This is a genomic window from uncultured Thiodictyon sp. (genome assembly GCF_903828115.1).
Classification (GTDB): Bacteria; Pseudomonadota; Gammaproteobacteria; order Chromatiales; family Chromatiaceae; genus Thiodictyon.
Genome location: NZ_CAIKKU010000234.1, coordinates 1 through 12,658, shown reverse-complemented (window position 1 = coordinate 12,658; position 12,658 = coordinate 1). Strand labels below are relative to the sequence as shown.

The 12,658-nt window shown below is 64.4% G+C and carries 9 protein-coding genes and 2 pseudogenes; 8 read left to right on the top strand and 3 right to left on the bottom strand.

Annotated elements, in window-relative coordinates:
- Positions 1-162: 162 nt before the first annotated feature.
- Both QZY48_RS08600 and QZY48_RS08595 read right to left on the bottom strand, forming a co-directional pair.
- Complete coding sequence (locus QZY48_RS08600) at positions 163-945, bottom strand: NRDE family protein (RefSeq protein WP_295430140.1); 783 nt, start codon at positions 943-945, stop codon at positions 163-165.
- Complete coding sequence (locus QZY48_RS08595; protein ID WP_100922130.1) at positions 946-1,167, bottom strand: hypothetical protein; 222 nt, start codon at positions 1,165-1,167, stop codon at positions 946-948.
- A gap of 173 nt (positions 1,168-1,340) precedes the next feature.
- On the opposite strand from QZY48_RS08595, the pseudogene QZY48_RS08590 reads away from it, so the two are divergent.
- The 7 genes and pseudogenes from QZY48_RS08590 to QZY48_RS08560 all read left to right on the top strand — a co-directional run.
- Positions 1,341-4,255, top strand: a pseudogene (locus QZY48_RS08590) (2-oxoglutarate dehydrogenase E1 component); the annotation flags it as partial.
- Complete coding sequence (gene odhB, locus QZY48_RS08585; protein WP_295430142.1) at positions 4,256-5,491, top strand: 2-oxoglutarate dehydrogenase complex dihydrolipoyllysine-residue succinyltransferase; 1,236 nt, start codon at positions 4,256-4,258, stop codon at positions 5,489-5,491. It begins immediately after the preceding pseudogene.
- A gap of 68 nt (positions 5,492-5,559) precedes the next feature.
- A complete protein-coding gene (locus tag QZY48_RS08580; protein ID WP_295430136.1) occupies positions 5,560-6,702 on the top strand; it encodes an AAA family ATPase in 1,143 nt (380 codons plus the stop codon).
- The gene (locus QZY48_RS08575; protein ID WP_295430134.1) at positions 6,699-7,598 is read left to right on the top strand and encodes a hypothetical protein; all 900 of its coding nucleotides are present in this window, start codon (positions 6,699-6,701) and stop codon (positions 7,596-7,598) included. The genes QZY48_RS08580 and QZY48_RS08575 overlap by 4 nt, the downstream gene beginning before the upstream one ends.
- Before the next feature lie 486 nt (positions 7,599-8,084).
- Positions 8,085-8,324 carry a hypothetical protein gene (locus QZY48_RS08570; protein ID WP_295430132.1) on the top strand — a complete coding sequence of 80 codons (240 nt, stop codon included), beginning with the start codon at positions 8,085-8,087 and terminating at the stop codon, positions 8,322-8,324.
- 122 nt (positions 8,325-8,446) lie between these two features.
- Positions 8,447-9,430, top strand: coding sequence for an Rpn family recombination-promoting nuclease/putative transposase (locus QZY48_RS08565; RefSeq protein ID WP_295430130.1), 984 nt, complete (start codon positions 8,447-8,449; stop codon positions 9,428-9,430).
- Between the two features lie 12 nt (positions 9,431-9,442).
- On the top strand, positions 9,443-11,644 hold the full coding sequence (locus QZY48_RS08560) for an SUMF1/EgtB/PvdO family nonheme iron enzyme (protein WP_295430129.1): 2,202 nt from the start codon (positions 9,443-9,445) through the stop codon (positions 11,642-11,644).
- A 51-nt stretch (positions 11,645-11,695) separates the two neighbouring features.
- Here QZY48_RS08560 and QZY48_RS08555 read toward each other — a convergent pair whose 3' ends face one another.
- The gene (locus QZY48_RS08555; protein WP_295430127.1) at positions 11,696-12,055 is read right to left on the bottom strand and encodes a helix-turn-helix transcriptional regulator; all 360 of its coding nucleotides are present in this window, start codon (positions 12,053-12,055) and stop codon (positions 11,696-11,698) included.
- Positions 12,056-12,259: 204 nt separating this feature from the next.
- On the opposite strand from QZY48_RS08555, the pseudogene sucA reads away from it, so the two are divergent.
- Positions 12,260-12,658: pseudogene (gene sucA / locus QZY48_RS08550) on the top strand (2-oxoglutarate dehydrogenase E1 component); the annotation flags it as partial.

Genomic DNA, 12,658 nt, shown 5'->3' with positions numbered 1-12,658 from the left:
GACAACGACAACGACAACGACAACGACAACGACGCCCGGTCCCCGAGTACGTCCGGACGCTGTAGCTATAGGGCACGCATCGTCCTGAAAAATTCTGTTAATCCTGTCCATTTCCAACCGGCAGGCAGGACCCTCGGCGTTGGACGTGTGGCGTGCGAATCCTCAGTCCGAGGCAATGCCTCGCCACCCCGCGTCCTCCAGCGTGACCGGCAAGAACGGCGTGCGGTCCGGTCGGCCCTCGGCGTGTAGCCAGCGGGGCGGGGAGTTGCGCCGGGGATAGGCCGGCAGCGCGATCAGGGCGCTGGAGCGGGTGCCGAACCCGTCCGGGCGCTCCTGCACCATGGCCGCCTCCGGTCCCAGGGACTCAGGATAGTCGGGGTCGGCGAGCAGCGCGCGCCAGGCGGCCCAGTCGCCGGACTCCGGCCGCGGGACCGCGGCGGCGAGAAAGCGCGGGCGATGCAGGGCAATGCGCGGATGGTCGGGGTCATCCAGTTCGGTGGCGCTCAGCAGGTGCAGGCCGGGCGGGATGGGGTGGACACGGATGGGCCCCGCGCCGTCGTGGCGCACCCAATAGGCGCGGCCGGGGTCGGCCAGCACCAGGTTGAAGGGCCGGTAGGCGGCCGGATTCAGATCGGCCAGGGCCCCGGCGGCCGCGTCGGCCTCCGCGTGGTCCAGGGCCTCCAGCACCAACTCACCGCGGCTGCGCTTGCCGGCCGCGGGCCCCAGGGTGCCGGTGCGGTTCATGACGGCGGCGACCAGGCCGTCGTCGTTGAGGCCGAGCCAACTGCCGCCGGCCGCGACATCCAGGCCGGCAACCACCCCCGGGCGGTCGGGCCAGTGCCGGGCGGGCGGCACCGCGGCGCGCCGGCCCAGTTCGTCGCGATTGGCGGCGATCAGGACCGGCCAGGGGTGACCCGGGCGCCGCAGGATGACGAGGGTGCACACTCAGGCCAACTCCGAGTATTCGCGCTTGGCCTGGAGGACCTTGCCGCCGGTAAATTTGTGCAGGAGTTTGAAGACCTTGCGCTGGGCGATCTGATTGGTGCTCGTCGGCTCACCGATCATCTCCAGGCGGGCCTGAAAATAGGCAATATCCGCCTCCAACCGCGCCAGGCGAACCCGATGGCGCTGACGCTCCTGGTTGACCACGGACTCCGGATTGACCATGTTCTTTCGTGTGGCGAGTGCTGCCGCTGCGGGGCCCGGTGTCGGGCAAGATGCCGGGCCATTGTCGTGTTTCGGGGCGCGTCAAACAACTCAAGCGACGCCAAGATGGCCTGTGCTATAAACCACGGATATCCGATCCTCAAGACCAGCAACCGGGCCGATCGCCACCCAGTATGAGCGCAATCCTCGAATTGTTCCGTTCCTCCGGTGCCCTGTATGGGGGCAACGCGGCCTTCATCGAAGACCTCTACGAGCGCTATCTGCGCGACCCCTAGGCGGTCGACCGCGCCTGGCGGGTCCGCTTCGACGCCATGCGCCAGGCGGCGGCCAACGAGGCGCAGTCCTTCGCGGGTGCCGCCCGGCCAGGCGCCCGCCCGACCCCGATCCCGGCCGAGATCGCCCACGGCCCGGTGCGCGAGAACTTCGTACGCCTCGCCCAGGAGAGCCGCGTGCGGGCGCACCAGCGTACCACCGGCCACCTGGAACCGGCGGCGGCCGAGAAGCAGGCGGCGGTCCTGCGCCTGATCAACGCCTACCGCTCCCGCGGCCACCAGGTGGCCGACACGGACCCGATTGAGCTCCGTGAGAAGCCCCGCATCCAGGACCTGGACCCAGAGTATCACCACCTGGGCGGCGAGGACCTGGATCTGGTCTTCTACACCGGCTCACTGTGCGCCCCGGACCGCATGAAGCTGCGCGAGATCATCGCCCTGGTGCAGCGCATCTACTGCGGGCCGGTCGGCTCCGAGTACATGTATATCACCAGCACCACGGAAAAGCGCTGGATTCAGAAGCGCCTGGAGACCTACCGGGCGACCCCGGAACTGGAAACCGCCGACCGGCGCTGGATCCTCTTCCTGCTGACCGCCGCCGAGGGCATCGAGAAATACCTGCACCAGCGCTATGTCGGCCAGAAGCGCTTCTCGCTCGAAGGCGGGGAGGCCCTGATCCCGCTCTTGGACGAGCTGATCCAGCGCGCCGGGCGCAAGGGCCAGAAGGAGGTCGTGATCGGCATGGCCCACCGCGGCCGGCTCAATGTGCTGACCAACATCTTCGGCAAGCCGCCCCAGGCGATGTTCGACGAGTTCGAGGGGCGGATGCCGATGGACGCGCACAAGATGGCGGGCGACGTGAAATATCACCTGGGCTTCTCCACCGACGTGGACACCCCCGGCGGGGCCGTGCACCTGGCGCTCGGCTTCAACCCCTCGCACCTGGAGATCATCAACCCGGTGATCGAGGGCTCGGTGCGCGCCCGCCAACGCCGCCGCCATGACCAGACCGGCGACCAGGTCCTGCCGGTGCTGATCCACGGCGACGCCGCCTTCGCCGGCCAGGGCGTGGTGATGGAGACCCTGCAACTGTCCCAGACCCGCAGCTACTCCACCGGCGGGACCGTGCACATCATCATCAACAACCAGATCGGCTTCACCACCAGCCACCCGCTGGACGCCCGCTCCAGCCCCTACTGCACGGATATCGCCAAGCTGGTGCAGGCCCCGGTCTTCCATGTGAGCGGCGACGACCCGGAGGCGGTGATCTTCGTCACCCGCATGGCGCTCGACTACCGCAACGAGTTCCACAAGGACATCGTCATCGACCTGCTCTGCTACCGCCGCCTGGGTCACAACGAGGCCGACGAGCCGGCCGTGACCCAGCCCATGATGTACCGCAAGATCGCCGCCCGCCCCACCGCCCGGGCACTCTATGCCGAGCGTCTCGCCGCCGCCGCCGTCATGTCCCGGGAGGAGTCCGCGGCCCTGGTGGAGGACTATCGCCGCTCCATCGAGCAGGGCGTGGTGGTGGCCCGGCCGGTGCTGTGCGGCCTCGACAACGCCTATCGGGTCAACTGGTCCGACTGCCAGAGCGAGGACTGGGACCAGGCCATCGACACCGGGGTGCCGCTGCCCAAGCTCCAGGCCCTGGCGCAGGTGATGCTGCGCGTGCCGCCGGGCTTCGAGCTGCACCCGCGGGTGGCGAAGCTGTGGGAGGAGCGCGCCAAGATGGCCGCGGGGGAGCAACGGCTCAACTGGGGCATGGCCGAGAACCTGGCCTACGCCACCCTGCTCGACGCCGGGACGCCGGTGCGCCTGTCCGGCCAGGACTGCGGGCGCGGGACCTTCGTGCATCGCCACGCCAAGGTCCACGATCAGGTGAGCGGCGAGTCCTATACCCCGCTCCAGCACATCGGACCCCACCAGGGCGCCTTCATCGCCATCGATTCCATCCTCTCCGAGGAGGCGGTGCTGGGGTTCGAGTACGGCTTCGCCACCGCCGAGCCCCACGGGCTCACCCTGTGGGAGGCCCAGTTCGGCGATTTCGCCAACGGCGCCCAGGTGGTCATCGACCAGTTCATCACCTCCGCCGGGACCAAGTGGGGGCTCGCCTGCGGCCTGACCATGCTGCTGCCCCACGGCCTGGAGGGGCAAGGGGCGGAGCATTCATCCGCCCGGCTGGAGCGCTATCTCCAGCTCTGTGCGGAACACAACATCCAGGTCTGCGTCCCCACCACCCCGGCCCAGATGTTCCACCTGCTGCGCCGCCAGATGGTCCGCGACTACCGCAAGCCGTTGATCGTCATGACACCCAAGAGCCTGCTGCGGCATCGCCTCGCGGTTTGCGGCCTGGCCGACCTCACCACCGGCCGGTTCCAGACCCTGATCCCGGAGACCGAGGCCATCGACCCGGCCGGGGTGACGCGGGTGATTTTCTGCGCCGGCAAGGTCTACTATGACCTGTTGGAGGCGCGGCGCGCGCGCGGCCTGACCCACTGCGCCCTGATCCGCATCGAGCAACTCTATCCCTTCCCCAAGGAGCAGTTCACCGCCGCCCTGGCCGCCTATCCGGTCGCCGCCGAAACCGTCTGGTGCCAGGAGGAGGCCAAGAACCAGGGCGCCTGGGACCAGCTCAAACACCGTCTCCATGAACTGCTGCCGGAGGGGCGCTGGCCCCGGTATGTGGGTCGGCCCGCCTCCGCCGCGCCCGCCGTGGGCCACCACGCCGCCCATGAACAGCAGTTCGACCGCCTGATCGACGAGGCCTTGGCCGGCCTTCCAACCCGAGCTTGAAGCGCAGGATCCCCCACCAAATGAGTAGTGAAGTCAGAGTCCCCGCCCTCCCCGAGTCCGTCGCCGACGCCACCGTCCTGGCCTGGCACAAGGAGCCGGGGCAGGCGGTGAAGAAAAACGAGAACTTAGTCGACCTGGAGACCGACAAGGTGGTGCTGGAGGTCCCGGCCCCGGCCGACGGCGTGCTCGGCCCCATCGCGGCCCCGGTCGGCACCCTGGTCACCGCCGCCACCGTGCTGGCCGTCATCGACACCGATCCTGCCGCGGTCGCCGCCGCGACTGCGACCGCGCCCGCCGCGCCGACGCCGGCGGGCAGCGGCCCCGGGGTCGACGCCGCCCCCAAGGCCGACGACGTGCTCGCCCCCGCCGCCCGCCGCCTGGTCAAGGAGATGAACCTGGACCCGGCCCAGATCGCCGGCAGCGGCCGGGACGGTCGGGTGCAGAAGGCGGACGTCGTGGCCTTCCTGGACGACCGTGACAAGGCCGTGCCGGAGCGCGACCCCGACACGGTCCCGACCCCGGTGCTCAGCGCCCCGGGCCTGAGCGGCGAGGCCGGCCGCCCCGAGCAGCGCGTCCCCATGACCCGGCTGCGCGCGCGGGTGGCCGAGCGGCTGCTCCAGGCGCAAGCCAACGCCGCCATGCTCACCACCTTCAACGAGGTGAACCTGACCTCGGTCATCGAACTGCGCAACCGCTACAAGGACCAGTTCGAGAAGGCCCACGGGGTGCGGTTGGGCTTCATGTCCTTCTTCGTCAAGGCCGCGGTCGAGGCCCTGCAGCGCTTCCCGGTCCTCAACGCCTCGGTCGACGGCAACGACATCCTCTACCACGGCTATTACGACATCGGCATCGCCGTGTCCTCCCCGCGCGGCCTGGTGGTGCCGATCCTGCGCAACTGCGACCAGCTCAGCATGGCCGACATCGAGCAGGGCATCACCGACTTCGGGCGCAAGGCCAAGGACGGGTCATTGAGCTTCGAGGACCTGACCGGCGGCACCTTCTCCATCACCAATGGCGGCATCTTCGGTTCGCTCCTTTCCACCCCCATCCTCAACCCGCCCCAGAGCGCGATCCTGGGGATGCACAAGACCCAGGAGCGCCCGATTGCCGAGAAGGGGCAGGTCGTTATCGCGCCGATGATGTATCTGGCCTTGACCTATGATCACCGGATCATCGATGGGCGCGATGCGGTGCAGTTTCTGGTGACCATCAAGGAGTCGCTGGAGGAGCCGGCGCGGTTGTTGCTGCGGGTCTAGGCGGATAGGACCCGCTGCCAGGGCGCACGGATGCGCGCAAGCGTTTTACTCCCAAGCAGCTAATATAAATGGCAAAAAAGACCTCACCGCCAGCGACTGGAATCAGACTTAGTCGCTTAAGCATCGAGAACTATAAGAAGCTCGACCGCTTGGAAATCGATTTCCCGCCGCCCCTCATGGCCGGCGACCTGGACATCATGGTCCTGGGCAGCAAGAACGGTGGCGGCAAGACTTCGGTACTTGAGTGTTGCTCGCTCTTGACGCTGGCTGGCGCGACCGGAAAACCGACGCGGATGCGCGAATCGGACAGCGGACCGATCGCCGAGATTCTGAGTTTGCTGGTCACTGCCGGTTGCGAAAAGGCAGTCATCGTGGGAGATTTTGAACAGGACAGTAAACGCTGCAAAGTGACCCTGAAAATCTCCCGGAAAGGATTTGATGGGCCGCAAATTGCCGGGGACTCATCTATTTTTGACATGTTCCGACGTCCCGATGACTCAAGGCAATCCTGGTTGGGTGGCGTCGATCAAGCGCTAAACAGTATCTTGGCGCTTTGGAGCGAGCCCTTAGTCATGCCGCCGCTGCTGCATTTCAACAGCTATCGCAAGGTCCAAGAGGCGAATCCGGAATTGGGCATGATCGCTGCTGATTATGACGCGGACCCGCGATCTAGCTTTGCTGGCCGTATCTATAGTGGCAGTATCGCACGACGCAGCGTCATGAGTGCCGTCAGCGCCTTTAAGCTGGAGATCTTGCGCTCTTTGATGGGCAAGGCGTCGCTTTTTGAAGGGCTGGATAACCGTGAGTCTGCCGATGTGCTCGATACCGTGAACGGACTCATCGATCGCTATTGCGGCGGACGCATCGAGCAGCTCGGGTCGCTGCCCGGCAATCGCGCCGATCTGCGTATCAAGCTCAACAATTCTCCGCACTCCTTTTCTTTCAATGGGTTGAGTTCGGGTCAAAAGGAAATAATCGCGACCCTTTTCCTGATTTGGCGAAATACTGCCGAGCAGCCCGGGATCGTGCTGATCGACGAACCCGAACTGCATCTGAACGCCGAGTGGCACGGGGATTTCGTGGAGCAATTGCGGAAGCTCGCGCCGCGTAATCAGTACATCCTCGCGACACACTCCGAAGAAATATTCCGCTCTGTCGATGAGAGCCGTCGCGCGTTGCTCGTTCCCGATGACATTGGGTCGGCGCGATGAAGATTCAGAGTGGAGGCGACGCTACCAGGGTTCTTCAAAGCGCCGGCCATTCGGTTTTTGTGGAAGGCAGTTCAGACGAAGAGATCGATCCGGTCATTATAAAAGAGTTACTGCGGATCAATGGGCTGACGCAAATCGACGTGCGGCCGATGGGCGGCTGCGAAAATGTCCGCAGTGCTGCGCAGGCCCTGATTCGCCATCACCCGTCATACTATTTCCTGATCGATCGCGACGATCAGGACCAAGCCGCAGTCGAGCGTTCATGGTCGGACTTTCCCAATCCCGAGACACATAATGTCATCATCTGGCGCAAACGCGAACTTGAGAACTATTTCATCGATCCCGACTATCTCATGGGGTCCAGATTCCTCAAGGTCCCGGAGCCGGTGCTTCGGCAGCGCATTTTGGATGAATGCAACCGCCGTCTATTTCTCGATGGAGCCAATCTGACCTTGCTGGCGTTACACCGGTCGGTGCGGACATCCTTTGCCAGCCATTTCGCTAACCCCGACGACTTTCGCACGCGGTCGGATGGTGAAAAGCGACTTGAGGAACTTGCCGCGCTGTTCGACAAGGCGACGGCGGTCGCCGCCACACTTTCCAAGAACGCTGTCGCGGTCCTTTATGCGACATTTGTCGATGAACTCAGCGGCGGAGCCATCCCTCTGCAATACGGCGTTGGTAGCTGGTTGGAGCGTATGTCCGGAAAGGAGGTATTTCGTTGTATCGCGGGGACCTGCTTCCAGGTGATCGCTGCCGATAAATCGACGCTTCAAGGGAAAGTGCAGAATAAGGAAATTGCCAAAGGGTTGCTGGAGCTTCCTATCGCTCAACAGCCTGCCGACTTTCGGCAATTGGTCGACTTACTGAGGACGCGCGTTGCAGCTAACTCGTGACGGCCTTGATCATATTCGATCACTCATTTGAGAAAGCGACATCCACATGTGAGATGTTTCTGCACCGATATGAAAAGCAAAGGATAATTGGCGCCTGCCGTCCGATGCGCTAGCATGTCAAATAAGTCCTCTATAACTCTGGCCACCTCCGTGACGCCGCCGGCATGAGAGTTGAGGGCGTGGGTCGACGCGGTCGCTGGCGCCGGGGTCGCGGCGGCAGGGCCACGACCTTCGCCTGCAGGGTCGCGAAGAAATCCGACAGCCTGCTGGCTTCTCTTTTCGTAACACCGCTGCGCGGTGTTACGCATGTGTCAGGCGCCTCGCGCCACATGCGCCAATGACCGGACGATCAAGGCCCGCGGAGCCTTGCTGGAGTCCAAGACTTCAGCCTTGGCGGGTCCTGGCACGGCGCAGGGGTATCGATTACGAGCCTGGACTGGCAGGGTTACAATCGACCATCGCCAACCCCACCCGAATGGCCATCCCATGCAGACAGTCGATCTGAAGATCACCCTCTTGGATCAAGTTGCCCGCGAGGCGCGGGAGGCCGGACTACCGACCGAGCGCGGGATCGAGCGGCTGATCGAGGACGCAATCCGTCGCGAGGCCGGAACCAAGCTACTCGACGCGATGCGGCAACTGCGAGACGCCAGGGTACCACACCTCACCGAAGACGAGATCGCCGCTGAGGTTGCCGCCGTCCGTGCGCGGCGCAGACGCGTGTGAGGCTTCCAGAATCGACGCACCCGCGGACACCCAGCCCGTACCCGGAACCTTGCACCTCAATGCTGCGCCGACCCCACCGATTGGGTATCCTTCTCCTCTGAACCCCCCAGGGACAGCCTACGATGGCCCAGCACGATTCCTCCTACAAGCTTCTGTTCTCCCATCGCAAGATGGTCGCCGACCTGATCCGCGCCTTCGTGCACGAGGACTGGGCCGCAGGGTTGGACCTGGACACCTTGCAGCGGGTGCGCGAGAGCGGCATCACCCAGGACCTGCGCGAGCGCGAAGACGACGTGATCTGGCGCCTGCGGATCGTCCAGGACGGACGCGAGTGCTGGCTCTACCTGTACCTGATCCTGGAGTTTCAGTCCACGGTCGACCGCGCCATGGCCGTGCGGCTCCTGACCTACGTCGGTCTGCTCTACGAGGACCTGCTCAAGTCCGGCGAGATCGGCCCCGGCGATCCGCTGCCGCCCGTGTTGCCCGTGGTCATCTACAACGGCTCGGACCCTTGGACCGCCAAGACCGACCTCGCGGACATGATCGACCCCAGCCTGCCGAAGGAACTGGTACGCTGGCAGCCCCAGATCCGCTATCTTCTGCTGGAAGAGCGTCGCTACCGCGAGGCCGACCTGGAGGGTCTGCCCAATGCCGCCGCCGCGTTGTTCCGGCTGGAGAACGCCCGCGCCCCCGAGAACATCCAACGGGTCGTCGGTTGTCTGATCGAATGGCTGGCCGGACCGGAGAACGCCGGCTTGCGCCGCGCCTTCGTCGTCTGGCTCAAGCGCGTGCTGCTCCCGGCCCGGTTGCCCGGGATCGAGATCCCGAACCTCAACGAATTGCAGGAGATCAACGACATGCTAGCCGAGCGCGTGAAAACCTGGACCGATGAGTGGAAGGACGAAGGTGTAAAGGAAGGAATGAAACAGGGGAAGCATCAAGGCAAAGCCGAGCTATTGCATCGCCTGCTAGCCCGACGCTTTGGCCTTCTGCCTTCATGGGTCGATAAGCGCCTGGAGCAAGCCGGGGAGGCCGAGCTTGAGGCTTGGGCGGATCGGGTGTTGGAGTGCGGGAGCCTGGAGGAAGTGTTCGGGGGGGCGGGTTGAGAGGGCTGAGCGATGGAGCGTCGGGAGATTTGTTCTGGTGCATCCTTTTCCCATCCAGCCGCTATTACGATAATAGGCCGCTTAAACCTGCTGGCGGTTATCTTTCCGCTGGCTTTTGTCATTCCCGCCCCATCCCACGCGGCACTGTCCAACGTCTGGCCTGAGGCGCTCTATAACCCGCAACCTCTGGCCGACGACCTGATCCTGCCCTTGCCCTGCGGCGGCGCCCTGGCCTTCCGTCCGGTGGCGACCCCCGACGACAGCCGACGGACCCGATTGATCGGTCCGTTTGCGGGAGCGGCGGGGGACGCGCAGCGGCACCTACTGATCGGCAAGTACGAGGTCAGCGCCCTCCAGTATCAGGCGGTCAAGGCCCAGGGAACCGGCCAAACTTGCCCTCCTGCCACTGCCCCCACCTCCGGTACGACTGACCCGCGAGTGCTTGCGCAGGTCAGCGTGAGCCGCAACGATGCGACCAACTTCGCCGCGGACCTCTCGCGCTGGCTGCACACCAATGCCGCCCGGCTGCCCAACTGCGAGGGGGATGCAAAACCCTGTTTACCGCGGGTCGCCGGTAAGCCCGCCTTTGTGCGCCTGCCCTTGGAGAGGGAATGGGAGTATGTGGCCAGGGGCGGTGCAGCAGTCACGGACGAGGTCTTTGCGCAGGCCCGCTATCCCATGCCGGAGGGACTGGAGCGCCACGCCTGGTACAGCCGCAACGCCGATGGCGAGATCGCCCCCATCGGTCGGCGTCTGCCCAACCCCCAAGGGCTGCATGACCTGTATGGAAATGCCTGGGAGGTCATGAATGAACCCTATAGCTCCCCGCAGTTCCCGGGTCAGGTCGGGGGCGATGTCCTGATGGGCGGGGGCATCCACAGCGCGGACGATGAACTGCGGGCGGATGCGCGGGTCGAGGTCCAGCCCTATGACGTTGCCGGGGACGTCAAGACCGCCGACACAGGTTTTCGAGTGGTCCTCGCCGCGCCCGTGGCGGGCAGGCCGCCGGAGCCGGGTGCGGAACCTGAGATCGGGCCGACTGGTCATACCCAGAAGCCCCAAAAACCTCAGGATGTGCCTGCCGAGACTCCGGAGCGCAAGGAGGCCGCGCTTGGCCTCACTGCCGAAGACCGCCGCAAGATTAGCGGTCAGCTTGATCGTCTCGGGTTTGATCTTGGTCCACCACCCGGCGGCCGATGGTTCGGAGTCCAAAATTTCCTTAGCTGGCTCGGCATCGGTCAGGGGCCGGACTTATTCGGGGAGCGGGCGCGCGACGCGCTGGCGGCGTTCCAGAAGGCCCGGAATCTGGAGGCGAGCGGCTTCGTGACCGCAGAAACGCGAGAATCGCTCAGGTTGGCAATAGTAGACCTGATGGCGAGAGAATTAGCCGAGGCTGAGCGTCGGGCGGAGCGGGAGCGTCTAGCTGAACAAGCGCGTATGGCTGAGATGGCAAGACAAGCGGAACTGGAACGTCAAACGCAACTGGCCCATCAAGCAGCGGTGGAACGACAGGCGCAGCGGGAGCGCCTAGCTGGGCAGGCGCGTATGGCCGAGATGGAAAAGCAGGCGGAGCTAGAGCGCCGCGCGGAGAAGAAGCGCCAAGCCCTGCTCGCTTCGCTCGACGTTTTCTTGCCGATGATCAAACTGCCTGGCGGAGTCTTCCTGATGGGTTGCAGCCCTGGGGATGGCCAGTGTGAGGGCCACGAACAGCCGGTGCATAAAGTCACTGTTCACTCCTTCCGGATCGGCAAATTCAATGTGACCCAGGCGCAATGGCAGAAAATCATGGGCGTAAACCCCTCCCTCCATATCGCCGAGGACGGGCCGGTGGACTCGGTCTCCTGGAATGACGCGCAGGAGTTTCTTAAGCGTCTGAATGCCAAAGCCCCCGGCAAACCCTACCGCCTGCCGACCGAGGCCGAGTGGGAATATGCCGCGCGTGGCGGTGCCCAGACCGACTATTGTTCCGAATGCGCCAAGCTATCTAAGGGTAATGTCTGGGAGTGGGTACAGGACTGCTACCATGACAGCTTCATTGGTGCGCCATCCGACAGTTCGGAGTGGCGCGAGGAAGCTTGCCTTTCTGCTCGGAGGGTGCAGCGGGGCGGCTTTTGGAGCGATTACCCGGGCGGGCCACGCGTATCGCTTCGCCACGGCGTCGAACCCGGCCGCGGCGGCTTCCAAACGGGCCTGCGGCTCGCCCAGGATTTGTAGGGCTTAAAGGCATCTTCACTCTCGATCTATCCTAACTTCGTGGCGAACCTCTCAATCAGGCAGTTCCTTTTCGAGTTGCTGTAGATCACTCTCTTTGTCACGAATGAAACGAAGCAGTGCGTAGAACGCGGTGGCCCCTTTTTTGTTCAGGTCAAAACCGCAAGCCGTGAGCGCTGCACTGAGGCGTTCGTCATCCGGAATAAACTTCCCATTTTCCAATAGACTAACCTGTGGTCGGTGCAGTCCCGAGTTGGATGCTATGTCGGTTTGCGTCGCGCCATCCGGCTGAGTCGAACTCTTGTAGGCACGCGTCATCTTGACAAGTAGAGCGCAAGTAAGCTTTAGAGATTCAACCTCATTAGCCAGGAGCTTTGCCGCAAACTTGCGCGGTACATTTGCCTCGCCTGTCATCATGCCTCCGTCGAATGTCTCGTCTAACGGTTTCGCCAAACATAAACGCACACACTACCGAAAACATTTACGCAAGTCACGTCCTTCGCACGCACAGAGGCATGGGGTGGGAACTGAAACCCACCCCCACCCGGCTTTTCAAGGATTTGCCCGAAAAGGGACCCGTAAAGCCCCCTGACGCCCATCACTCCAGGCACAACCCCCGAAATCGCCCACGGCCCGGTGCGCGAGAACTTCGTACGCCTCGCCCAAGAGAGCCGCGCACGGGCGCACCGGCCGACCACCACGCACCTGGAGCCGGCGGCGGCCGAGAAGCAGGCGGCGGTCCTGCGCCTGATCAACGCCTACCGTTCGCGCGGCCACCAGGTGGCCGACACCGACCCGATTGAGCTGCGCGAGAAGCCCCGCATCCAGGACCTGGACCCAGACTATCACCACCTGGGCGGCGAGGACCTGGGTCTGGTCTTCTACACCGGCTCCCTCTGCGCCCCGGACCGCATGAAGCTGCGCGAGATCATCGCCCTGGTGCAGCGCATCTACTGCGGGCCGGTCGGCTCCGAGTACATGTATATCACCAGCACCACGGAAAAGCGCTGGATTCAG

Coding starts and splice junctions, on each gene's coding strand:
- QZY48_RS08565 (WP_295430130.1), top strand. CDS start 8,447: ATGGCCCAGCACGATTCCTCCTACAAGCTTCTGTTCTCCCATCGCAAG.
- QZY48_RS08560 (WP_295430129.1), top strand. CDS start 9,443: ATGGAGCGTCGGGAGATTTGTTCTGGTGCATCCTTTTCCCATCCAGCC.
- odhB (WP_295430142.1), top strand. CDS start 4,256: ATGAGTAGTGAAGTCAGAGTCCCCGCCCTCCCCGAGTCCGTCGCCGAC.
- QZY48_RS08570 (WP_295430132.1), top strand. CDS start 8,085: ATGCAGACAGTCGATCTGAAGATCACCCTCTTGGATCAAGTTGCCCGC.
- QZY48_RS08555 (WP_295430127.1), bottom strand. CDS start 12,055: ATGACAGGCGAGGCAAATGTACCGCGCAAGTTTGCGGCAAAGCTCCTG.
- QZY48_RS08575 (WP_295430134.1), top strand. CDS start 6,699: ATGAAGATTCAGAGTGGAGGCGACGCTACCAGGGTTCTTCAAAGCGCC.
- QZY48_RS08580 (WP_295430136.1), top strand. CDS start 5,560: ATGGCAAAAAAGACCTCACCGCCAGCGACTGGAATCAGACTTAGTCGC.
- QZY48_RS08595 (WP_100922130.1), bottom strand. CDS start 1,167: ATGGTCAATCCGGAGTCCGTGGTCAACCAGGAGCGTCAGCGCCATCGG.